General features: G+C 55.7%; 22 protein-coding genes and 1 tRNA gene. 9 read left to right on the top strand and 14 right to left on the bottom strand.

Annotation, left to right across the window (positions count from 1 at the left end; all coding sequences use genetic code 11):
• The first annotated feature begins 6 nt into the window (after positions 1–6).
• Positions 7–822, top strand: a complete 816-nt coding sequence (locus SynMITS9220_RS01340; protein WP_255483173.1) for an adenosylcobinamide-GDP ribazoletransferase — start codon at positions 7–9, stop codon at positions 820–822.
• Here SynMITS9220_RS01340 and SynMITS9220_RS01345 read toward each other — a convergent pair.
• Positions 770–1,915, bottom strand: coding sequence for a sensor histidine kinase KdpD (locus tag SynMITS9220_RS01345; protein ID WP_186990242.1), 1,146 nt, complete (start codon positions 1,913–1,915; stop codon positions 770–772). The two genes, SynMITS9220_RS01340 and SynMITS9220_RS01345, sit on opposite strands and share 53 nt — an antisense overlap.
• A 390-nt stretch (positions 1,916–2,305) precedes the next feature.
• Here SynMITS9220_RS01345 and SynMITS9220_RS01350 point away from each other — a divergent pair, with 390 nt between their 5' ends.
• Positions 2,306–2,674 (top strand): DUF3155 domain-containing protein, encoded by a 369-nt coding sequence (locus SynMITS9220_RS01350; RefSeq protein ID WP_067093332.1) that lies wholly within the window; start codon positions 2,306–2,308, stop codon positions 2,672–2,674.
• Between the two features lie 26 nt (positions 2,675–2,700).
• On the opposite strand, the gene SynMITS9220_RS01355 is transcribed toward SynMITS9220_RS01350, so the two are convergent.
• On the bottom strand, positions 2,701–3,342 hold the full coding sequence (locus SynMITS9220_RS01355; RefSeq protein ID WP_370594354.1) for an alpha/beta hydrolase: 642 nt from the start codon (positions 3,340–3,342) through the stop codon (positions 2,701–2,703).
• Between the two features lie 23 nt (positions 3,343–3,365).
• Here SynMITS9220_RS01355 and purH point away from each other — a divergent pair, with 23 nt between their 5' ends.
• The gene (purH, locus tag SynMITS9220_RS01360; protein WP_186990244.1) at positions 3,366–4,949 is read left to right on the top strand and encodes a bifunctional phosphoribosylaminoimidazolecarboxamide formyltransferase/IMP cyclohydrolase; all 1,584 of its coding nucleotides are present in this window, start codon (positions 3,366–3,368) and stop codon (positions 4,947–4,949) included.
• Positions 4,950–5,030: 81 nt separating this feature from the next.
• The gene (locus tag SynMITS9220_RS01365) at positions 5,031–5,489 is read left to right on the top strand and encodes a DUF4079 domain-containing protein (RefSeq protein WP_186990246.1); all 459 of its coding nucleotides are present in this window, start codon (positions 5,031–5,033) and stop codon (positions 5,487–5,489) included.
• Positions 5,490–5,801: 312 nt separating this feature from the next.
• Here SynMITS9220_RS01365 and SynMITS9220_RS01370 read toward each other — a convergent pair whose 3' ends face one another.
• The 9 genes from SynMITS9220_RS01370 to sfsA form a co-directional block, all read right to left on the bottom strand.
• On the bottom strand, positions 5,802–6,020 hold the full coding sequence (locus SynMITS9220_RS01370; protein ID WP_067093183.1) for a hypothetical protein: 219 nt from the start codon (positions 6,018–6,020) through the stop codon (positions 5,802–5,804).
• A gap of 593 nt (positions 6,021–6,613) precedes the next feature.
• On the bottom strand, positions 6,614–7,177 hold the full coding sequence (gene fldA / locus SynMITS9220_RS01375) for a flavodoxin FldA (RefSeq protein WP_370594355.1): 564 nt from the start codon (positions 7,175–7,177) through the stop codon (positions 6,614–6,616).
• 61 nt (positions 7,178–7,238) lie between these two features.
• Positions 7,239–7,655, bottom strand: a complete 417-nt coding sequence (locus SynMITS9220_RS01380; protein ID WP_255483174.1) for a hypothetical protein — start codon at positions 7,653–7,655, stop codon at positions 7,239–7,241.
• Between the two features lie 142 nt (positions 7,656–7,797).
• Complete coding sequence (locus tag SynMITS9220_RS01385; RefSeq protein ID WP_186990248.1) at positions 7,798–8,121, bottom strand: hypothetical protein; 324 nt, start codon at positions 8,119–8,121, stop codon at positions 7,798–7,800.
• Positions 8,122–8,384: 263 nt separating this feature from the next.
• Positions 8,385–9,014, bottom strand: coding sequence for a hypothetical protein (locus SynMITS9220_RS01390; RefSeq protein WP_186990250.1), 630 nt, complete (start codon positions 9,012–9,014; stop codon positions 8,385–8,387).
• Between the two features lie 323 nt (positions 9,015–9,337).
• Positions 9,338–9,961, bottom strand: a complete 624-nt coding sequence (locus SynMITS9220_RS01395) for a DUF1997 domain-containing protein (protein ID WP_255483175.1) — start codon at positions 9,959–9,961, stop codon at positions 9,338–9,340.
• 66 nt (positions 9,962–10,027) lie between these two features.
• Positions 10,028–11,227 carry a 4-hydroxy-3-methylbut-2-enyl diphosphate reductase gene (locus SynMITS9220_RS01400; protein ID WP_186990254.1) on the bottom strand — a complete coding sequence of 400 codons (1,200 nt, stop codon included), beginning with the start codon at positions 11,225–11,227 and terminating at the stop codon, positions 10,028–10,030.
• A 116-nt stretch (positions 11,228–11,343) separates the two neighbouring features.
• Positions 11,344–12,816, bottom strand: coding sequence for an ammonium transporter (locus SynMITS9220_RS01405; protein WP_186990256.1), 1,473 nt, complete (start codon positions 12,814–12,816; stop codon positions 11,344–11,346).
• A 95-nt stretch (positions 12,817–12,911) separates the two neighbouring features.
• Positions 12,912–13,676 (bottom strand): DNA/RNA nuclease SfsA, encoded by a 765-nt coding sequence (gene sfsA / locus SynMITS9220_RS01410; protein ID WP_186990258.1) that lies wholly within the window; start codon positions 13,674–13,676, stop codon positions 12,912–12,914.
• Positions 13,677–13,757: 81 nt separating this feature from the next.
• On the opposite strand from sfsA, the gene murJ reads away from it, so the two are divergent.
• On the top strand, positions 13,758–15,365 hold the full coding sequence (murJ, locus tag SynMITS9220_RS01415; protein WP_186991719.1) for a murein biosynthesis integral membrane protein MurJ: 1,608 nt from the start codon (positions 13,758–13,760) through the stop codon (positions 15,363–15,365).
• Here the strand turns inward: murJ and SynMITS9220_RS01420 are convergent.
• Genes SynMITS9220_RS01420 through SynMITS9220_RS01430 form a run of 3 tightly spaced genes read right to left on the bottom strand, consistent with a single transcriptional unit; the run spans position 15,352 to position 16,216 of the window.
• Positions 15,352–15,615 (bottom strand): cytochrome-c oxidase, encoded by a 264-nt coding sequence (locus SynMITS9220_RS01420; protein ID WP_115127034.1) that lies wholly within the window; start codon positions 15,613–15,615, stop codon positions 15,352–15,354. The two genes, murJ and SynMITS9220_RS01420, sit on opposite strands and share 14 nt — an antisense overlap.
• Positions 15,616–15,640: 25 nt before the next feature.
• Positions 15,641–15,931, bottom strand: a complete 291-nt coding sequence (locus tag SynMITS9220_RS01425; protein ID WP_186990260.1) for a DUF3181 family protein — start codon at positions 15,929–15,931, stop codon at positions 15,641–15,643.
• Positions 15,932–15,961: 30 nt separating this feature from the next.
• The gene (locus SynMITS9220_RS01430; RefSeq protein WP_115126921.1) at positions 15,962–16,216 is read right to left on the bottom strand and encodes a hypothetical protein; all 255 of its coding nucleotides are present in this window, start codon (positions 16,214–16,216) and stop codon (positions 15,962–15,964) included.
• Positions 16,217–16,308: 92 nt separating this feature from the next.
• Here SynMITS9220_RS01430 and SynMITS9220_RS01435 point away from each other — a divergent pair.
• The 4 genes from SynMITS9220_RS01435 (at position 16,309) to SynMITS9220_RS01450 (ending at position 20,275) form a co-directional block, all read left to right on the top strand.
• Positions 16,309–16,382, top strand: a tRNA-Arg gene (locus SynMITS9220_RS01435).
• Between the two features lie 105 nt (positions 16,383–16,487).
• Positions 16,488–17,777 (top strand): serine hydroxymethyltransferase, encoded by a 1,290-nt coding sequence (gene glyA / locus SynMITS9220_RS01440; RefSeq protein ID WP_255483176.1) that lies wholly within the window; start codon positions 16,488–16,490, stop codon positions 17,775–17,777.
• A gap of 88 nt (positions 17,778–17,865) precedes the next feature.
• Entirely contained in the window at positions 17,866–19,011 is a 1,146-nt protein-coding gene (locus tag SynMITS9220_RS01445; protein WP_186990262.1) for an MraY family glycosyltransferase, read from the top strand.
• Entirely contained in the window at positions 19,004–20,275 is a 1,272-nt protein-coding gene (locus SynMITS9220_RS01450) for a competence/damage-inducible protein A (protein ID WP_255483177.1), read from the top strand. Before SynMITS9220_RS01445 ends, SynMITS9220_RS01450 begins: the two co-directional genes overlap by 8 nt.
• The last annotated feature ends 24 nt before the right edge of the window (positions 20,276–20,299 follow it).

Below are 20,299 nucleotides of genomic sequence, written 5' to 3' on the forward strand. Positions count from 1 at the left end.
CGGTGAGTGAACTCCCTGATCTGCGCTGCTCTGCGGTCTGCCTCTCCCAATTGGTTGCGTGACCTGGCCGGTGCCTGGGTGTTTTATTCAGTGCTCCCTGGCTTGCCATGGCCCGTACCCCGTTTCGAGCGCATTGCCCGTTTTGCTCCCTTGATCGGAGCCGTGATCGGTGGGCTGATGGCAGCCCTCTGGCTGTTGCTCAGTGCTTTGAACTGGCCACCTGTGGCGATCGCTCCTGCGGTCTTGGCTCTTGGTCTCTGGCTCACAGGTGGGCTTCATCTGGACGGACTGATGGACACGGCCGACGGTTTGGCTGCCGGGAACAGTCGTTGTCTCGAGGCCATGGATGACAGCCGTGTCGGGGCCAGTGGGGTTCAGGCGGCGTTCATCGCGCTGCTGCTCCAGTTTTCAGCGCTGGTTCAGCTGGGTCGGTTCGCTCCTGCGGCCCTGGTGGTCTCCGCGATTTTCGCGAGGGTCTCGCCGCTTTGGGCCATGGGCCGCTTCCCTTACCTACGCCAGCAGGACACGGGGACTGCGGCGTTCCATCGCAGCAACTGGGGTGGTTGGCGTGAAGGCAACCCGACCCTGTTGCTGTTGCTTGCTACAGGCCTGCTGGTATGGGGGCTAGAGCCTCGGCTACTCATCGCGTGGGCCGGTGTTGCGTTGCTTGGGACCTGTGCAGCTCTTGGTCCTGCTGAGTGGCTGGGCCGGCGTCTGGGGGGACATACCGGCGACAGCTATGGCGCCACATTGATGATCTGCGAAACGCTCACGCTGCTGGGTTTTGCGTTGCTTGTTCCTGCTCTGTTGTCGGCAGCTTGAGCAGAAAGGCATTGCCCTGCGCAGGCAGATCTGCATCCAGCGTCTTCGGTTCGGTGTGAAGGTTCAGTGAGCCTCCGCGGTTTTCCGCCAGGCGACGGGCCAGCGAAAGACCCAGTCCAGAGCCTGGACGATCGGTGCTGTTGCTGCCACGTACTCCTTGCTGGAAAATGCGCTCATGCTCCGTGGCGGGAATGCTGGGGCCTGCGTCCCAGACGCAGATGGCATGGTTCAGGAGCTTCAGGCCCAGTGCGCAGCCGGGCGGGCTGTAGCGGAAGGCGTTTTCCAGAAGGTTGGCCACGATTTCAGCCATCACGGCATCGGCGGCCGGGCGAGCGGCTTGGGTCCAGGCAGTCCACTGGTCAGGGCCATGCCAGGGCCTGTTTTGCAGGGTTGCTGTGGCAGAAGCCCTCTGGATTAGAGGATTGAGCAGGTCAGCCACGGTCAGGTCAGGAGCATCCACGGGAACGGGTGGTAGCAGCAGAGGTGTGGAGGCATCCGCCTCCAACCTGAGCTCGCCCTGGCCGATCCGGTCCAGGGACTGGAGATAACGATTCAGTTGATCCTGTTCCTGAATCAGGCTTTCCACCAATGAGCGCTGCTGATCGTCTGGGCCGATGCGACGCAGCAGAAGCTGGGCGTAAGTGCGCAGTGCTGTTAAAGGGTTGCGCAGCTGGTGCACCACCAGGTTCAGTTGCTGGCGTTGCTCGTCCAGCTGGTGGTGAAGCTTTCGGCGATCTTGTTCCAGACCGAGAATGCAAGCGAGCGTTTCCGCGCAGATCTGGAGGCGAGGGTCATGGTCGACGGGCCGGCCTGGCAGCGGTTGCTGCTCGGCACGCAGCACGCCTAGAAGCATGTTCTCGTGGCGTAAGGGGTACCAGCGACGTTCCTGAGCCACGCTGCGCAGGCTGGGGTCTTCGGCAATGGCTGGTGGCAGTGCTGAGTCGAGAGGCCACTGAGCCACAAGCGTCAGAGTCGGAGTGGAGCCCTGTTCACGGTCGGTGACATAAAGGGCAAGACGCGCCATGGCCGTCTCGACCCCAAGAGACTGCAGCTGCTGCTGCGCCAGCTCTAGGAACCGATCGGACAGTTGCATCAGCCGAACTGCATCACGGAATACAGACGGTCGTGCGGTACAGCATCTGGACTGCTTGCCAAATTGGGAAAAAGTCTTAAGATCGGAGATGCGACCGACAGCACGGCCCCTGGGAGGCCTTGCTCCTTCGTTGCTTCAATTGAGGTTGCACTTTCCGTGCCACCAAGGTTACAGCAGAGGTTGATGATCCCCTGTTGACATCGACATTTGTCGTTGCGAGCAATGGAGTGTGTCTTATTGCGAGCCGGCCTTCACCGGATTTCCGCAGTCCGAACGCTGATGACCTGAATTCTCCCCTTGCGGATCGATCAGGACATTGCTCGTCCAACGGCTCAGCCCAATAGCTCCCTTCAGTCCACCTCTCAGCTCCCGTCTGCGGGAGGCAACCTTATGTCTAAGAAGCGCAAGCGGATTAGCCGCCGCCGTCTTGCCGGTCAGCGTGTTCTGGCCCACGTGGCCACGTTCCATCTTGAAACCGGTGAACACAAGCCCGTGACAGCGGCCCGCCGCTTCATCGCTGAAGGCTGTCTTGTTCCTCCAGCGTTATTGAATGTGCGTCGCAATGAGCACACCACCGACCGTTTTTTCTGGGGTGAAAAGGGCTTGTTCAGCGCACAGTATGCGGAGGAAAATCACTTTCTCTTCCCTTCGCTGCGCACGATCGTCGACCGCGTCGGCGAAGAAGTGATCTTTGAAGGCCTGGAACTGTCTTCCGACGACTGGGAAGAGATGGAAGAGTACGAATACGCCTTCGTTTAATCAGGCGAGATGTTGTCCTGGTTGGGTTATTTCAACCAGGACGCGATCGATTCAGCCATGGCTTCCTGAGCTTCCAGTGGAATGGTGTGTCCACCGGCGAAGGTTTTCAGGGTGCATTCATTGGATCCCGGCTTGAGGAGTGCAAGCAGCCGCTCTGCTGCCGCAGCCGGTACAACGTCGTCATTCTGGCCGTGTAGAAGCAGCACAGGTGGGCGGGTCGACGGTGGTTGCCATCCCGGATGGGGGTAGCCACTGCAGCTGATCACTCCTGCTAGTGGCAGGTTGCAACCCACGTGCAGGGCCATGGCACCTCCCTGGGAGAAACCGATCAGAACCGTTTGAGAGAGAGGAATCGTCTCCAAGTCGAGTTCTTCGATGCGATGGCGTAACTGTTGCGTTGCTGACGGCACGGCCTGCCAGTCAGACGGGAACAGGCCGTACCACTGGCGCCCCTGACCGCTTGGGTGAGCTTCGGGTGCCTGCAGTCCAATGCATTCCGCAGGAACTGTTGCTGCTGCCGCCAGCCCATCGCCAAGCGGTAGCAAATCCTCGGCATCTGCCCCCCAGCCATGCAGAAGCACCAGGCGAATGCGTCCCGGTTCCCGACCGGCATGAATCACTGAATCAGGCATCAACTGGTTGACCTGCTGCTGCGTAGGTTGGCCCAAGGTCTCATTCCTGTCCTGCTGCCATGGCTCCCACTGCGCTGCTGAGCGTGTCCGATAAGCGCGGACTGGTGCCTCTCGCTGAGGCTTTGCATCACCGCTACGGCTACCAGTTGCTCTCCAGCGGTGGGACAGCCAAGGTCCTGAAGGAGGCTGGTCTGCCTGTCACTCCTGTGGCGGATCACACCGGCGCGCCCGAGATTCTTGGCGGACGTGTGAAGACGCTGCATCCCCGCATTCATGGCGGCATCCTTGCCCGACGTGGCGATCCCAGCCATGAAGCCGATCTGATCGCTCAGGAGATCGCACCAATCGATGTTGTGGTCGTCAATCTGTATCCGTTCCGGGAGACGGTGGCTGATCCAGCGGTGAGCTGGGACACCGCCATCGAGAACATCGATATTGGTGGTCCCACGATGGTGCGGTCCGCTGCCAAGAATCACGCGCATGTCGCTGTGCTCACTGCCCCAGATCAGTACGACCGCTTTTTGGCAGCGCTGGATGCTTCAGGTGGGGCACTTTCTGATGCTATTCGTCGCCAGCTTGCTGTGGAGGCCTTTGCGCATACGGCGGCTTACGACGCTGCAATTACCCGTTGGATGCAGGTCAGGCCGGAGCTGAGTGACACAGACGATCCAACTGCGGCAGATCTCCCCTGGCTCGAAGCTTTGCCATTGCGTCAACGCCTGCGATACGGAGAAAACCCCCATCAACACGCCAGCTGGTACAGCTCCAAGTCGGGCTGGGGCGGAGCGATCCAATTGCAAGGCAAAGAACTCAGCACTAACAACCTCTTGGATCTGGAGGCTGCCTTGGCAACGGTCCGAGAATTTGGCTACGGCACCACGGGTCGTCACCCCGCTAGTCGCGCTGCAGCTGTTGTGGTGAAACACACCAACCCTTGCGGGGTGGCGATGGGTGATGGCACTGCTGCCGCACTTAGTCGGGCTTTAGATGCGGATCGGGTCAGCGCCTTTGGAGGCATCGTGGCCTTGAACGGTTGTGTTGATGCAACCGCTGCCCGTGAACTCACGGGTCTTTTCCTGGAATGTGTCGTTGCACCGGCGTTTTCGCCCGAAGCGAGGGAGATCCTCGCCGCCAAAGCCAATCTGCGCTTGCTTGAACTCTCCCCAGATTCGATTGATTCCGCCGGCCACGACCATGTGCGCAGCATTCTTGGTGGAGTCCTTGTGCAGGATCTTGATGATCAGCCGGTGAGTTCGGATGATTGGACCGTGGCAACTGAGCGAGTGCCCACCGCAAGGGAACGCGAAGATCTCTGTTTTGCCTGGCAATTAGTCCGCCACGTTCGTTCCAATGCGATCGTCGTCGCCAGCGAAGGTCAGAGCCTCGGAGTAGGAGCTGGCCAGATGAACAGGGTGGGTTCGGCGCAGATCGCCCTCCAAGCCGCGGGTGAGCGCAGCCGGGGTGCGGTGTTGGCCAGTGATGGCTTTTTCCCCTTCGACGACACGGTCCGCATGGCTGCAGAACATGGAATTACGGCTGTCATCCATCCAGGCGGCAGCAAGCGTGATGGGGATTCAATCCAGGCCTGCAATGAACTCGGCTTGTCGATGCTTCTGACTGGGCGTCGTCACTTCCTGCACTGATGACCTGAACCGTCGGGAAGTTGAGGGAGTCCACGACCTGAGGGCTGCAGTTTTAGCCTTCGACCAGTCGTGTGATTTTTGATGCCTCAGTCCCTGTCTTTTGGCCTCAACTTCGTGCATCCGCTGATGATGTGGCTGTTGCTCGCCGCAGGCGGCTACGCCATGTACTTGGGAATCAAGGCCAAGAAAGTGCGCACTGGGACTCCCGAGCAACGCAAGGCTCTCGTTAAAGGAAAATTCGCTCAGAGGCACTATCTCTGGGGCAGCGCTCTGATGGCCGTGATGGTTTTCGGAACGCTGAGTGGAATGGCGGTGACCTATCTGAACAACGGCAAGCTGTTTGTAGGTCCGCATTTATTGGTTGGTCTTGTGATGACCGGAATGATTGCAGCAGCCTCAGCTCTTTCACCCTTAATGCAACGTGGCAATCTTGTGGCGCGCAAAGCTCATGTCGGGTTGAACATGGGAATGCTCACATTGTTTCTCTGGCAAGCTGTCAGTGGTATGCAAATTATGAACAGAATTTGGACTAACCGCTGAAGAGATTGATTGATGTTGATGGCATCAACGATAAAAATCTTCTCGGGTAAGAGGAGTTTTTCTATCGTTACTTCTAACGTAAAAGAAAACGGTTGTAGCAACAGCCAGAAGGGGTACTGCTGTTAATAACAGGATTGCAATTGCCGTATAGTCTTGATACATCGAAGCTTTGAGGTAATTTCTTGATTATACAATAACTAGGCTAAGTAGCTTATGTCGTTCATCTAAGTTATTTATATTACATAGATTGATGAGTTCAATTCTTTTTGGCAATGAAACCAAATCGTGCTGATCTGCGGTTGGTGAGCAGAATCACTTCTGCTTTGCTTGTTGCCGCCCTTCTCGAAACGCATCTAGATCTCTTCTGGCAGACCAATAAATACTGAGTTGTTCGCAGGTTTTGGTTTCCATCCAGTTGGCTTCTGCTGCAACAACTCGTGCGTGCAGGGCTCTCTCGGTTTTCGTTTCAAACCGAATGGTTCCTTGGTCCAATGGAGCGTTGATGAAATAATCCCAATTCGGTTCAACCATTGGTCACTTGAGGTTGATTTATTTTGGCGGCTTCTTCTCCACAAAGTCGTCCATTCTTTATTGGCAAAGGAGTAATCGGCTGCTTGAATCCCTGTAAAAAGATTGAGCCCAGGGCTCTTTTGATTTGGGTCTAAGTGTAGTTCAGGCGGCTTTATTAAAGTTAACTTCCCCCTGCCGTCGAAGTCGAATTGAGTTGAGCCATGTATCCGGGCTTGGCAATTGTTGTTTAAGGGTTGGGATTGGCGACAGCTCGCACCCTTTCCCAAGTGTCATAGAATTGATTCCAATCGAAATAATGTTCAAGTGCTAAAGCCGTTTTTGATATCTCTGCTGTACGTGAGCAGTTGTGTGCTGGCACTGTTTCAGGCAACGCGCGAATCAACACCGCAACCGATTGGACTTCTGATCTTTGCCATGGTGATGACGCCTGTACTGGTCAGCATCATTGCCGGACTTCCCGTGAATTGCATGTCTTTTCAGAGCAAGCAAATCGAATGAGTTTTATACGCTTCGAGAATGAAACAATCTTGTGTCTTGCAATGTTTTTGGCCGGTATAAGTAATTGATAAGTATTTAAGCCAATGCTCGTTATATCACTGATTAGACTCTTCTAAAATTGTTTTGCACCAGGATTCCAGGCGATCTTGCGTTTTTTCTGATTCATTGTCTTCGTCAATCGGAAGCCCGCAAAACATCCCGTTGATCATGCTTTTTGAATCATCGAAAATATAGTCTTCACCTGATACATGACCAATCGACTTGCCACCAGCTTTTTGGAAGGCTGTATAAAGCTCCTCCATTGCATCACAGAAAAATTTGCTGAATGCTGCTGAATCTCCAAGACCAACGATAGCCACAGGTTTTCCTGAGCAATTGAGGGTTGGGATCTGTTCAATGTGTTCGTCCCATGCTGTTCCTGACCGCTTGACGTCTGAGCCAGTGTTCCAAGTTGGAGTACAGCAGATCAGTGCCTCGCAGGCTTCAATATCTTTGATGTCCTGCAAATCACTGAGCTCTTTCAGCTCAGAATCTGGAAGCAGCTGGTCGAGCCTCTCAGCAATGTCTTCCGTGTGACCAGTCGCTGATGCAAAGACAATCGTAAATTTCATAGAGAAACCTATCAACACTATTTTTTCTCGCCCTGAGGCTTTGATCAAATAGTATTTAACAATGTATTGTCACTTACTATACAGCTGAGTCCTGTGTAGGGCATCCGATTCAATCAGCTTCTAGTCCGTTGAATAATTCTTGATGGACTGCAAAAGTATGATAGAGAGACGTTGCATTTTCGGGTTGTAATTTAGTACCGTCGCATGTATACGCGATTGCGCAAACTAAATTTCCCTGCCAAGCGATGTTGTCATCGCTTTGCTCTTCTGACCAAGCCATCATCGTTTTAAATTGATCAGGGAGTTGATCGCCAATCTTTTCGCATGCCTTGCAGAGTCGATATAAAGCGGGTGGCTTAGATGGCATCGACAACGCCTTCTTTAGGCTGAGTTCATTGAAGACCCCGATATACCGTATATACTCAAGAATTTCACTTTCAATGTCGCTGAGATCAGCCTGGCTGATGGCTTGATCGATCTCATTTGGATTGAGAGTTGGCCTCATGTTTGGTTTTGCGATGTTCATGGATCAACAGGCATCCGTTCATTGTGTTTGGCCAGCGTTATCTCAGGCCGTATGAACTGATTCTTGATTTGCAGTCATTTTGCTAAACTACAAGCCACGCGATCATCGAGTTTTCTTTGCTGAATTAAGCCTCGGTATGGGGTCAGTTGCTGATCTTCGACAAAAAGCTTGGCTTCAGGCTTGTTTGATAATTGATGTCTTCGATCATTTTTTGAGCACTTGTGTGAACGACGACGCTGATGTCTTGAGTCGTATTATGAATTTTCCAGAGACCAATTCGAATCTCTGATCTTGCGCAGGTCACTTGCCATGCATCGGGCGTCGGTGAGCCAACCTGCTTCACAGTGATTTTTGTCCAGTAATAGTCTCGTCGATGTCCAGTGATGAGCGTATAAGAGGTCGAACCATCTTCTTTTGTTTCTTTTTGGAAATTCAGCTCCAGAAGCTGCTGACTCCAGTCACCCATGTTTGTGCATCATTGCACTTTGATCTTAGTCGCCAATGAATTCATTCATGCATCTTTTTTGTCTTCAGTGCGATCCAATGATCACGGTTGTCCCGTGAATGGCTGAATCGGTGGTGGAGATTGGAGAATGCAAATCTCTATAAACTTTTTGCGACTTCAGTCGTGTTTTGATGAATTTATTTCTGTTTGAATGACTTAATCTGCGTCTTCTGATTTAAAAGATGCCGCATTGATCGGCCAAGGAGGAATTGCCTGGATGGCATTCATCCCTCTGTTGGACCAGCTTTCTTGTCAGCAGCAGGAGCGGCCTTCTTGTCAGTAGAAGGAGCGGCCTTTTTGTCAGCTGCGGGAGCAGCTTTCTTATCAGCAGCAGGAGCGGCCTTCTTGTCAGCAGAAGGAGCGGCCTTTTTGTCAGCTGCGGGAGCAGCTTTCTTATCAGCAGCAGGAGCGGCCTTTTTGTCAGCTGCGGGAGCAACTTTCTTGTCAGCAGAAGGAGCGGCCTTTTTGTCAGCTGCGGGATCAACTTTCTTGTCAGCAGCAGGAGCAGCTTTCTTATCAGCAGCAGGAGTTGCTTTCTTGTCAGCAGCAGGAGCGGCCTTTTTGTCAGCAGCAGGAGTTGCTTTCTTGTCAGCAGCAGGAGCAGCTTTCTTATCAGCAGCAGGAGCAGCTTTCTTATCAGCAGCAGGAGCGGCCTTTTTGTCAGCTGCGGGAGCAGCTTTCTTTCCAGCGGCAGGAGCGGCTTTCTTGTCAGCAGCTGCTGGTTTCTTTGGTTTTAGTTTGGATGTATCAAGGTTTTTCTCGCCAAAAGCTTTGTAGCCGAGTAAAACCAGGCCGCCCAACACTGGAATGGAAGTGATGCCGCCTACGGCAATCTCAAATCCTGACAATGCCATTGTTGATTGGCTGATGAAGAGAAAAGATAACACATTGCCGTTTTCACAATTTGCAACAAATCAGGCCATCTAATCAGGGATTGTTGGGATTGATCCGAAGGATTGTTGAGGGCCCTTTTATGGGAGATTCAGGGCTTCATGCTCGATTTGTTTCGTTCAGTGGCGACGACGATTGCATGTTTTTAAGAATGAATGGCGTTGGGTGAATACTGCGGAGCTTTAAGCATTTGAACGGAAATTTGGGAATAGCTAGGCAATATTCAGTGTTTGTTATCTGTCGTTGATTCTGTTGATGGTTTCTGCTGATCCTGGTAGGTCAACTGTCAGAAAGCAGCCCTTCGCCTTGGAGGGCATGCCAGTGCATGAGTGGCGTGGAAATCCTCTTGAACTTTCCAGGTCAGTCGGCGTGAAATCTGGCGCACGATCTGGCGCAGCAGGTGGTCGCCACTGGACTGAACTAGGCCGTTGGGGAGCATGGTGATCACTTTGGGGAGTGCAATCCAGACGGTGAGATCAAGAGACCAATTCACCCATGTTTGATCATGCTCCAAGTCGTTGATGGGTTGGTCAATCAGGCTCAGATTGGCTTGAAAATCAACGTCGTACAACTTCGCCAGAGCTGGATCGTGATCTGGAAGAGCAACGGTTTCAATTGCGTAACTCCTCTCTTGGCGCGGCAGCAGTCGTAGGCCGATGGTCGGCTCCACTTCGAAGCCGAAATTCCCAAAGCGTCCAAGGGTCAGCGCGTAAGCCTGGGGATCGAGAGCTTCGACCTCCATGGGCGACGCACACCTGCGGAACCAACCCTGGTGTTGATCCAGATATTTCGCAATCGTGTCGGGATCCGCCCGCATTTCCATGCGGTCACTGAAGTGGCTGCGATAGCAACGCACCTGTGGGTCCACGTCTTCCTGGTGACGTAGGGCTTCGTCGGATGGTCTCGACAAGAGCAGGACGGACGAGCCCCGATCAGGGGTATTGCTGTGATGAATCAATGTAAAGCTTCGCGGCGATCAATCTGCGTCGCTGATGGCGATCATGCGTTGGATCACGTGCTCTACCACTCGATCTGGGGTTGAAGCTCCAGACGTGATGCCAACTGTGATTGGCCCACTCGGTAAAAAGTCCGTGTCACGGGTTAAGTCTTCGCCGAGTGGTTTGTGCTCGATGCTGTTGTCCTCGCTGATTCGCTCCGGTGTGTCGATGTGGAACGAACGGATGCCACGACTAATGGCAATTTCCTGAAGGTGGGTGGTGTTGGAGGAGTTGTACCCGCCGATCACGACCATGAGATCAAGGGGTTCGTCGACGAGGGAGAACATCGCGTCTTGTCTCTCTTGGGTTGCGTCGCAGATGGTGTTGAAGGCCAGAAAGTGTTCGTTCAGTTGGATAGGACCGAACTTGGTCAGCATCGTGCGTTCGAACAGCCTGCCGATTTCCTCTGTTTCGCTTTTCAACATGGTGGTCTGATTGGCGACTCCGACACGCTCTAGGTCTCGGTCCGGGTCGAAGCCGGGAGAACAGGCATTGGCAAAACGGGCCATGAAGCTGTCTCGATCACCGTTTCCGAGGATGTAATCAGCGACATACTCAGCTTCCTCCAGATCCAGAAGCACGAGATATGTCCCGGCAAAGGAGCTGGTGGCGAGAGTCTCTTCGTGTTTCACCTTCCCGTGAATAATCGAGGTGAACACATGCTTCTTGTGCTTTTCAACGGTGTTCCAAACCTTGGACACCCAGGGACATGTGGTGTCAACGATGTGGCAGCCACGATCATTGAGCAATTGCATTTCCTGAACGGTGGCCCCGAAAGCAGGAAGGATCACCACATCGCCATATTCCACACCTGAGAAGTCCTTCACTCCCTGGTCGACAGGGATGAAATGGACATTCATCTTGCGCAGATGATCATTCACCGAAGGGTTGTGGATGATTTCATTGGTGATCCACAGCCGTTCACTCGGATAGTGCTTGCGGGTCTCGTACGCCATGGCGACGGCGCGCTCCACTCCCCAGCAGAAACCAAAGGCCTCAGCCAATCGAACGTTTAAACGTCCATGGCTGAGTTGATAGCCATTTTCTCGGATGGATCCGATCAGGCTGCTCTGGTAGGCCTGTTCCAGGCTTCCAGCCACCTCTTCAGCGCGCCCGAAGCCGCGACGGTTATAGCGGTCGGAATTATGAAGAGAGCGCTTGAAGGCGTGGGTATCCATGGCAGTGACTCTATGGGCTGTGGGTGGGAGCTGTCTTTTGCTGATGCCCGTACAGATCAAACCAAGAAAAATCCCCGGTCCTTGTGGACCGGGGTTCAGCGTCTTCCAGGAGGACTTCAGTTGCCAGCAGAGGCGAAATCGGGATACGCCTCCATGCCATGTTCACCGATGTCGAGTCCTGTTTTCTCCTCATCTTCAGTGACTCGGATACCGCCAAAGAGAGCGCCGATGATTTTCCAGACAAGGAACGTAGTTACAACAGCCCAGACTCCATAGGCGATGACGCCGACGAACTGGATGCCCAGTTGGCTGGGGCCATGACCAGTCAACAAACCCTTGTCGTTATTGAAAAGGCCGACTGCGAGGGTCGCCCAGATTCCGCAAGTTCCGTGTACGGAAAAGGCACCGACTGGATCATCAATTTTTAGAGAGTCAAGCCAGCCCACTGAGAAAACCACGAGCACACCAGCAACGAAGCCAACGACCCAAGCTGCTGGCATTGAAAATCCGTCGCAACCTGCCGTGACACCAACCAAGCCAGCCAAAATTCCGTTGATGATCATCGTGAGATCAGGCTTGCCGCTGGTGAATTGACTCACCACCATTGCACCAATGCCGCCGCCGGCGGCCCCGAGAGTAGTGGTTACGGCTACGAAGGGAACTGTTTCGTTCATAGCCAGCACCGAGCCAGGGTTAAATCCATACCAGCCGATCCAAAGGATCAAGCACCCCAAAGTTGCGATGGCAAGGTTGTGGCCAGGAATAGCCTGTGGGCGATCCCCTAAAAACTTGCCAATTCTTGGTCCAAGAAGTGCAGCTCCAACCAGTCCAGACCAAGCACCGAAGGAGTGAACGATTGTTGATCCAGCGAAATCAATAAAACCAAGACGCGCAAGCCAACCCCCACCAAGACCGGTAACTTCGTCAGGGAAGTTCCACTGCCAAGAACCGGCAATCGGATAAAGAATTCCGACCAAAATGAGTGAGAAAATAATGAACTCACCAAACTTGATTCGTTCTGCGACTAAGCCGGAAACGATAGTGGCTGCAGTGCCTGCAAAGGCTGCTTGGAAGAGGAAATCAATGCTTGGAACAAGCTTGCTATCCGTGACCATTTCCGCGGTCACGGTTGGATCAAAGAACAACCCGCCGAATTTGAATACCCCTGGGATAACCCAGTCGGCGTTGTACATAATTTTGTAGCCAATAAACCAGTAAGCCGTCACCGCAAGAGTGAAGACCACGAGATTTTTAGCGAGAATATTGACTGCATTTTTCTGGCGACACATTCCGGCTTCGACCATGGCGAAGCCAGCGTTCATGAAGATCACGAGGATGGCCGCGATCAAAAGCCACAGATTGTTGGCTAAAAACTGAGCGCTGAGTGCAGGTAAATTTGCTGCACGGGCCGAAAGACCGAAGATACCTAGCCCACACAATGCCAAGGGCACGCAGGCCAGCCAAAGCATTGAGCGACTGGACTTGAATCCTCGAATGCTCTGAAGGAGAAGCATTGGACCTTCGATCAGGCTTGCCTCTTGGAGGCGCGCTTTGCGCCGCCGCGATGGCGGATGCAGAGCAGTTGTCATGGAAAAAAAGCGAAACTGCAGTTCAGATAGTTCTGATAGGAACCATCAGACCTGCACAAATTGCAGAAAAGCGAACACTTCCCGAGTCGCCGTTGCTACCGAATCGCTGATTGGCTGGACTGGACAGGGCGCTGGCCCTCCCACAGGATTCGATCGATTTCGAAGCTGAAGGCACAGGGCAAGACTTCAACGCCTGCCTTGGATGCTTCACGGAACAGCTCGCCGTAGCGCGGATCAGCGCTGTCCCCTGGGGCAAAACACGACACATCGGGGCGGCTCAGGCAGGGCACCAACACCCCACGTGCATCAGGAAGCACAGCCATCAGCTCCTGCAGGTGTTTCTGTCCCCGTTCGGTGACTGTGTCGGGGAACAGAGCCAGCGCACCATCACACCAGGTGGTGTTTTTCACCTCCAGGTAGATCGGTCTTGGATCATGGGACTCCTCTTCGGGAGTGAGCAGCAGATCGATACGACTGCGGCGGTTCTCTCCGTAGGGCACTTCAGCGCGGATCCCCGCGATTGGCCCCAGGGCGTTGCGCAGGCAACCGGCCTCAATGGCGGCTCTGATCAGCCGATTGGGGAGAGCCGTATTGATTCCGACCCAACAGGAGCTCCCATCAGCGCTTGGTACTTCCGCCTGTTCCCAGGTCCAGGCCAGTTTGCGCTTGGGGGAAGGGGCGTATCGCATCCTCACCCGACCTCCAGGGTGGAGCACGCCGGTCATCGGTCCGGTGTTGGCACAGTGCGCCGTCACCACTGAGCCGTCCTTGAGTTCCACATCGGCCAGAAAGCGCTTGTAGCGCTTGATCAGCACTCCCTCCGTTAGACGAGTGAACTCAAGCAGAGGGGTGCCGGTCATGGAGGCGGGCTGACTGGCGCCATGGTGCCTGGCGATGGTCCGAAGATCTCTTCCATTGACGGCATGGTTCAGCAGGCATCGATGGGGAGATCTCTTAAGCGCATCGCTCTGGTGGTCACCTATGGCACCTTGCTCAGCAAAGCTGGAGGGCTGATCCGTCAGCTGGTGATCGCTGCGGCGTTCGGAGTGGGTGCGGCCTATGACGCCTACAACTACGCCTACATCCTTCCCGGTTTTCTGTTGATTCTGCTGGGAGGGATCAACGGCCCGTTTCACAGCGCCATGGTCAGTGTGCTCAGCCGCCGGCCGCGTGAGGAAGGGGCCCATATCCTGGCCACCCTCAACACCACCGTGAGTGCCTTGCTGCTCGTGGTCACTGCGGTGTTGGTGCTCGCTGCCGATCCACTGATCACGCTTGTGGGTCCTGGATTGCCCTCGGATCTGCATCAGATCGCCGTGGCGCAGTTGCAGGTGATGGCTCCCATGGCACTTCTAGCAGGTCTGATCGGACTTGGCTTCGGGTCGCTGAATGCTGCCGATGAGTTCTGGATCCCCGCCATCTCACCGCTGATGTCGAGCGTGGCTCTCGTTCTTGGTGTGGGCGTGCTGTGGTGGCAGCTCGGGGCCGAGATCGCCCTGCCTGTGAATGCCCTCTGGGGTGGCGTGGTCCTGGCACTCTCCACACTGGTCGGGGCTTTGCTGCAGTGGTTGCTGCAGCTGCCGGCCCTAGCCCGTCAGGGGATGGCGCGCCTGCGCCTGTCCTGGGACTGGAGTCATCCCGGCGTGCGCGAGGTCTGGCGGGTGATGGGACCCGCCACGTTGTCTTCGGGAATGCTGCAGATCAATGTGTTCACCGACATGTTTTTTGCTTCAGGCATCCTTGGTGCGGCAGCAGGCCTGAGCTACTCGAATCTGTTGGTCCAGACCCCATTGGGCCTGATCTCCAATGCTCTGCTGGTGCCATTGCTGCCCACGTTCTCCAGACTCACAGCTGCCGATGATCGGCTGCCGCTGATCGCCAGGATCCGGCAGGGACTGATGCTGTCGACCGCTTCGATGCTGCCGCTTGGGGCCTTGTTTCTGGCTCTGTCGACACCCATCGTCGCCCTTGTCTATGAACGTGGCGCGTTTGATCAGCAGGCCGTGCAGCTGGTGACCGGTCTGCTGATGGCTTATGGGATCGGCATGCCCGCTTATCTCGGCCGGGATGTGCTGGTTCGTGTTTTTTATGCACTTGGCGATGGAACAACCCCTTTCCGCCTCTCCATGGCGGGGATCGGCCTCAATGTGCTTTTTGACTGGGCGCTTGTGGGTGGCCCTTCCCCTTGGGGGCCTCAGTTCCCGATCAATCTCGGGGCTCCTGGGTTGGTTCTGGCCACTGTTCTGATCAATCTGCTCACCTGTCTTGCATTGCTCTTGGCGCTGCAGAAGCGACTGGGTGGATTGCCGCTGCGTGAGTGGGGGCTCGACGCACTCAAGCTCACCTTTGCGGCAGTGGCCGCAGGACTGGCGGCCTGGGCGCTCAGCCTTGGCGTTGCCTGGCCCGAGAACTTCGTTGGCCGACTGTTCCAGGTGGGACTTTCCGGTGCGTTGGGATTGCTGCTGTTTGTGCTATGCGCTCAGGCCTTGTCTGTCCCTGAGGTAAGCGAGATCAGCCGTGGGATTGCCAGCCGTTTCAGGCGTCGTTGAGACGCACCTCTCGTTCTTCCCGAACCTGGATGGGGAGCTCGATGTGCTGGCGTCCCACCAACTGAGGGCCTTGCACGGACAAAATCCTTGCCTCGATTCCGAACTCCCGGAAAGCAGTGTCGATCTCCTGAATCAGAGCCTTTTCCACTTGTGCTTCCGGATCGACCACTTTGCCGATTAGGCGCTCACCCAGGCGACCGATGCGCTGACGCACCACGTCGCGGGCATTGGTGACCTCGATGATGAGCACGCTCACTCCCTGAAGGTCAGCAACCTTATCGGCAGTGGTCCTCGAGAATCTGCTCCAGCTCGGAAAGTTGCGAGGACGGCAACAAGCGGGCCAACGGCAGTCGGCTGCTTCCAGCACCGATGGGAACTTGCACGGCCTCAAGTGCGCGTCGAGCGCAGACGGCTGGACCCTGGTCCAGCAGGGCACTGCATTCAATCGCCAGAGTCTCCGCTAAGCCAGCATCTCCGAGGTAGAGATGCCAGCCAGCAATCTGTAGATAGAGCCGTTCACTCAGGGTTGCAGAGAGGTCTTTTAGGTCAGCTGCATCCAGGGTCATGGCGAGAAGGTGTTTTGAACCATCGTGCCGTCAGGATTCACGGCTGTCCGCATCCGCAGGAGGACGTTGCTTGACCACTACAGCTAGGTGGATCAACAGGGCGACAAACCAGATTTCAGTGAAGAGATCCAGATGATTCCAGGGATGTCGCATCGACTGCACAAACCACAGACCGCTGCTGAGTGCGACGAAAGCCCCCGCATGCAGCGTGAAATTCACAATCCGGCTGTAGTGCCTGTACAAGGGATCTGTGTTGTCACCGGTGCCGTACCAGCGGATGGGCATTGGGAAGTGTCGTTGCAGTGCAACGATTCTGGCGCGCGGATGTGCCGCAGTTGACGAACGGCACCTTCGTGGGGTCAGATGGTGTGACGCAAGCGCTTGTAGCTCAGCGGATTAGAGCATCTGACTACGGATCAGAGGGTCGGGAGTTCGAATCTCTCCAGGCGCGTTTGTGAAACTGCCCCAGGGCAGTTTTTTTTTTGCTCACGTCCTGTCATGTCACGTCACTGCAGGGCTTGTTGCTTACGATTTGGGCAAAGCAATATTGCGACGCATGGCGGATTTCGCTACGGCCCCGATCAATGCATCCCTGGCATCATCCGACCCGACCATTGCCGGTCTGATTGATCAGGAGCAGAAGCGTCAGGAGACTCATCTCGAGCTGATTGCCTCCGAGAACTTCGCGTCAAGGGCGGTGATGGAAGCTCAGGGCTCCGTGCTCACCAACAAGTACGCCGAAGGGTTGCCGAGCAAGCGCTATTACGGCGGTTGTGAGCATGTTGATGCGGTCGAAGAGCTTGCGATCGAGCGTGCCAAGCAGTTGTTCGGTGCAGCCTGGGCCAACGTTCAGCCTCACAGTGGTGCTCAGGCGAACTTTGCTGTGTTTCTGGCACTGCTCCAGCCCGGCGACACGATCATGGGTCTCGACCTCTCCCATGGAGGCCATCTCACCCATGGTTCACCGGTCAACGTCAGCGGTAAGTGGTTCAACGTCGTTCAGTACGGCGTGGACAAGCAAACCCAGCGCCTTGATATGGAGGCGATCCGAGCGTTGGCTCTTGAGAAGAAGCCGAAACTGATTGTGTGTGGGTATTCCGCTTATCCCCGCATCATCGATTTCGCCGCCTTCCGCGCGATCGCCGATGAGGTGGGCGCCTATCTGCTGGCAGACATGGCCCATATCGCCGGTCTTGTAGCAGCGGGTGTTCATCCCAGCCCTGTTCCTCATTGCGATGTTGTGACGACCACCACGCACAAAACATTGCGCGGCCCCCGTGGCGGCTTAATCCTTTGCCGTGATGCTGAGTTCGCCAAGAAATTCGATAAAGCCGTGTTCCCCGGTACTCAGGGCGGCCCTTTAGAGCATGTGATCGCTGCGAAGGCAGTCGCCTTTGGAGAGGCGTTGCTGCCCTCGTTTAAGTCGTACAGCCAGCAGGTGGTCGCCAATGCTGCCGCCTTGGCGGAGCGCTTGATCGAGCGCGGCATTGATGTGGTGAGCGGTGGCACCGAGAACCATGTGGTTCTTCTTGATCTAAGGGGAATCGGCATGACCGGAAAGGTCGCGGATTTGCTAGTGAGTGATGTCCACATCACCGCCAACAAGAACACCGTTCCCTTTGACCCTGAATCCCCCTTTGTGACCAGCGGCCTGCGCCTGGGTACCGCAGCTCTCACCACACGTGGCTTTGATGTCGCTGCCTTCCGTGAAGTGGCGGATGTGATCGCTGATCGACTGCTCAATCCTGAGGACGATGCCATTCAGGCTCGTTGTCTCCAGACGGTTGCCAGCCTTTGCAGCCGTTTTCCCCTTTACGCCTCCGCCGCGGAGCCGGCGCTTGCCTGACTGGACTACGGAGCTGAATCCTGCATAGAGGTCTGCCTAGGATCCTGATGTTTCGGCCTCATCCTGGTCGCCACCTCCGGAGTTTTGTTTGACTCTCGCGAGTACTCCTCTCGCCGTTGCTGTCGGGATCTTCGTCACGTCGACGTTGATCACAACAGCAATCGCGCCATTGGTGAGGCGGCTCGGACTCAGGCACGGCTTCACTGATACTCCCGACGCTCGGAAACAGCACAGTGTTCCGATGGTGCGTCTCGGCGGCATTGCCATGGTGCTGGGGTTCTGTTTGGCGCTTGGTCTCACCTGGTGGTTCGGGGGGTTCGGGATGTTGACTCCGGCTCGCGACCAGCTCATCTGGACAACCTTGGCTGGATCACTGTGCTTTTTCGTAATCGGCCTGGCGGATGACCTCTTTTCTCTGTCTCCCTGGCCGAGATTGGCCGGTCAAGTGGCTGTGGCTGTGGTGGTCTGGTCGCAGGGTGTTCAGATCGGTGCAATTGATCTTCCCTGGCTCTCCAGCAGTGCCGAAGCCGTCATCCTTCCGGATGTGATCAGCCTTTTAGCCACGGTGATCTGGCTGGTTGGCATCACCAATGCGATCAACTGGTTGGATGGCCTCGATGGACTCGCGGCCGGTGTCGCCGGCATTGCTGCGGTCGGCCTGGTGTCCGTCAGCTTTTCTCTGCATCAGGTGGCCGCGGCTTTCCTGGCTGCAGCACTGGCTGGGTGCTGTTTCGGATTCCTGCGACACAATTTCAATCCGGCCCGGATTTTCATGGGTGATGGTGGCTCCTATTTCCTGGGATTCAGCCTCGCGGCAATCAGCATCGTCGGTCCCGCCAAAGGAGTGACCACGGTCAGCTTGCTCCTGCCTCTGCTGATTCTCTCCCTCCCTTTGGCGGATATGTCTGCGGTGATCATGGGCCGCCTGCGCTCAGGTCGTTCACCCTTTTATCCCGATCGTCGCCATCTTCACCACCGATTACTGCGCGCGGGTTTCAGTCACCGCCGCACTGTTCTGCTGATTTATGTGTTCACGCAATGGTTGGCCTCCATCGCCATGGTGGTGGCCAATGTGGAAATGCGGTTTCTCTGGCTGGGATTGGCCACGGCAATTCTTGTGGGAACCGTGATGGTGATGCAGCGACATCGCCAGAGCGACCTTTTTCTCGAGGCGACAGATCAAGAGCCTCATGAAGAATGCGCCCAGTCGTGCTGCTCGGATTCCCGTGGCTGATGCGTCCCCGCCTTCCGGGGTGGAGATTCTTTGCATTGGTACTGAGCTGCTGCTCGGCAACATCGTCAACGGCAATGCACGCTGGCTGGCTGAGCAACTGGCAGCTCTTGGATTGCCGCACTTCCGTCAGACGGTGGTGGGTGACAACCGTGATCGCTTGATCGCTGAAGTGCAGGCCATCTCGCGTCGTTCGCGGGTGTTGATCACCACGGGTGGATTGGGCCCAACGCCCGACGATTTGACGACGGAAGCCATTGCAGCAGCGTTTTCCACGCCGTTGGACGAACGTCCCGAGGTCTGGGACGACATCACAACCAAAGCGCGCAGTCGCGGGCGTACTCCTGGAGCCGAGACGCGCCGGCAGGCTCTTCTGCCGCGCGGTGCGGATGTGCTGTCCAATATCACTGGAACGGCTCCAGGAATGATCTGGTCCCCGATTGAGGGATTCACAGTGCTCACCTTCCCTGGGGTCCCCAGTGAGATGCGGAGCATGTGGCAGGCCACGGCAGTGCCCTGGTTTCAACGCTCGGGGCTGTCAAAAGGTGTGTTCAACAGTCGATTACTGCGTTTCTGGGGCATTGGTGAATCCACCCTGGCCGAACAGCTTCATGATCTGCTGGATCAGAGCAACCCCACGGTGGCGCCCTATGCGGGTCGTGGTGAGGTCAAACTGCGCGTCACAGCTCACGCCACTTCCGAAGCAGAGTCGCTTCGGCTGCTGGATGCCACCGAAGCTGAACTGCGTCAGCGCACCGGCTCGCTTTGTTTTGGTTGTGATGATCAGTCGCTGGCGTCGGTGGTTCTTGAACAGCTGCGCAAACAGCAACAAACCCTCTCGGTTGCGGAATCCTGTACCGGCGGTGGTTTGGGGGCCGAACTCACGGCGATCCCAGGATCCTCAGACGTTCTTCTGGGTGGTGTGATCGCTTACTCGAATGCCCTGAAACAACGTCTTCTTGGCGTATCAGCTGAGCTGCTTGAGCAGTTCGGGGCGGTCAGTGATCCTGTGGCTCAAGCCATGGCTGAGGGTTCACGACGCGTCACGGGAAGCGACTGGTCGATGGCGGTGACGGGCATTGCCGGCCCTGGAGGTGGTTCGGCGGAGAAGCCTGTTGGCTTGGTCTACATCGCCGTTGCCGGTCCCGATGGTTGTTTCAGTCAGCCCATCCGTCTCGGTGAAACGCGAGGACGAGACTGGGTCCAGACCGTGAGCGTTGGAGAGGCTCTCAATCGATTGCGGTTGCGTCTGATGGAGGCTACGTAATGGATGTCGGCGATTAGTGTTAGC

This window comes from Synechococcus sp. MIT S9220 (assembly GCF_014304815.1).
Taxonomy (GTDB): domain Bacteria; phylum Cyanobacteriota; class Cyanobacteriia; order PCC-6307; family Cyanobiaceae; genus Synechococcus_C.

What these genes read in the sequence shown, in the direction of transcription:
- SynMITS9220_RS01345 (WP_186990242.1), bottom strand. Translation starts at nt 1,915, where the DNA reads ATGCAACTGTCCGATCGGTTCCTAGAGCTGGCGCAGCAGCAGCTGCAG.
- SynMITS9220_RS01350 (WP_067093332.1), top strand. Translation starts at nt 2,306, where the DNA reads ATGTCTAAGAAGCGCAAGCGGATTAGCCGCCGCCGTCTTGCCGGTCAG.
- purH (WP_186990244.1), top strand. Translation starts at nt 3,366, where the DNA reads ATGGCTCCCACTGCGCTGCTGAGCGTGTCCGATAAGCGCGGACTGGTG.
- SynMITS9220_RS01365 (WP_186990246.1), top strand. Translation starts at nt 5,031, where the DNA reads ATGCCTCAGTCCCTGTCTTTTGGCCTCAACTTCGTGCATCCGCTGATG.
- SynMITS9220_RS01370 (WP_067093183.1), bottom strand. Translation starts at nt 6,020, where the DNA reads ATGGTTGAACCGAATTGGGATTATTTCATCAACGCTCCATTGGACCAA.
- SynMITS9220_RS01380 (WP_255483174.1), bottom strand. Translation starts at nt 7,655, where the DNA reads ATGAACATCGCAAAACCAAACATGAGGCCAACTCTCAATCCAAATGAG.
- SynMITS9220_RS01385 (WP_186990248.1), bottom strand. Translation starts at nt 8,121, where the DNA reads ATGGGTGACTGGAGTCAGCAGCTTCTGGAGCTGAATTTCCAAAAAGAA.
- SynMITS9220_RS01390 (WP_186990250.1), bottom strand. Translation starts at nt 9,014, where the DNA reads ATGGCATTGTCAGGATTTGAGATTGCCGTAGGCGGCATCACTTCCATT.
- SynMITS9220_RS01400 (WP_186990254.1), bottom strand. Translation starts at nt 11,227, where the DNA reads ATGGATACCCACGCCTTCAAGCGCTCTCTTCATAATTCCGACCGCTAT.
- SynMITS9220_RS01405 (WP_186990256.1), bottom strand. Translation starts at nt 12,816, where the DNA reads ATGACAACTGCTCTGCATCCGCCATCGCGGCGGCGCAAAGCGCGCCTC.
- sfsA (WP_186990258.1), bottom strand. Translation starts at nt 13,676, where the DNA reads ATGACCGGCACCCCTCTGCTTGAGTTCACTCGTCTAACGGAGGGAGTG.
- murJ (WP_186991719.1), top strand. Translation starts at nt 13,758, where the DNA reads ATGGGGAGATCTCTTAAGCGCATCGCTCTGGTGGTCACCTATGGCACC.
- SynMITS9220_RS01425 (WP_186990260.1), bottom strand. Translation starts at nt 15,931, where the DNA reads ATGACCCTGGATGCAGCTGACCTAAAAGACCTCTCTGCAACCCTGAGT.
- SynMITS9220_RS01430 (WP_115126921.1), bottom strand. Translation starts at nt 16,216, where the DNA reads ATGCCCATCCGCTGGTACGGCACCGGTGACAACACAGATCCCTTGTAC.
- glyA (WP_255483176.1), top strand. Translation starts at nt 16,488, where the DNA reads ATGGCGGATTTCGCTACGGCCCCGATCAATGCATCCCTGGCATCATCC.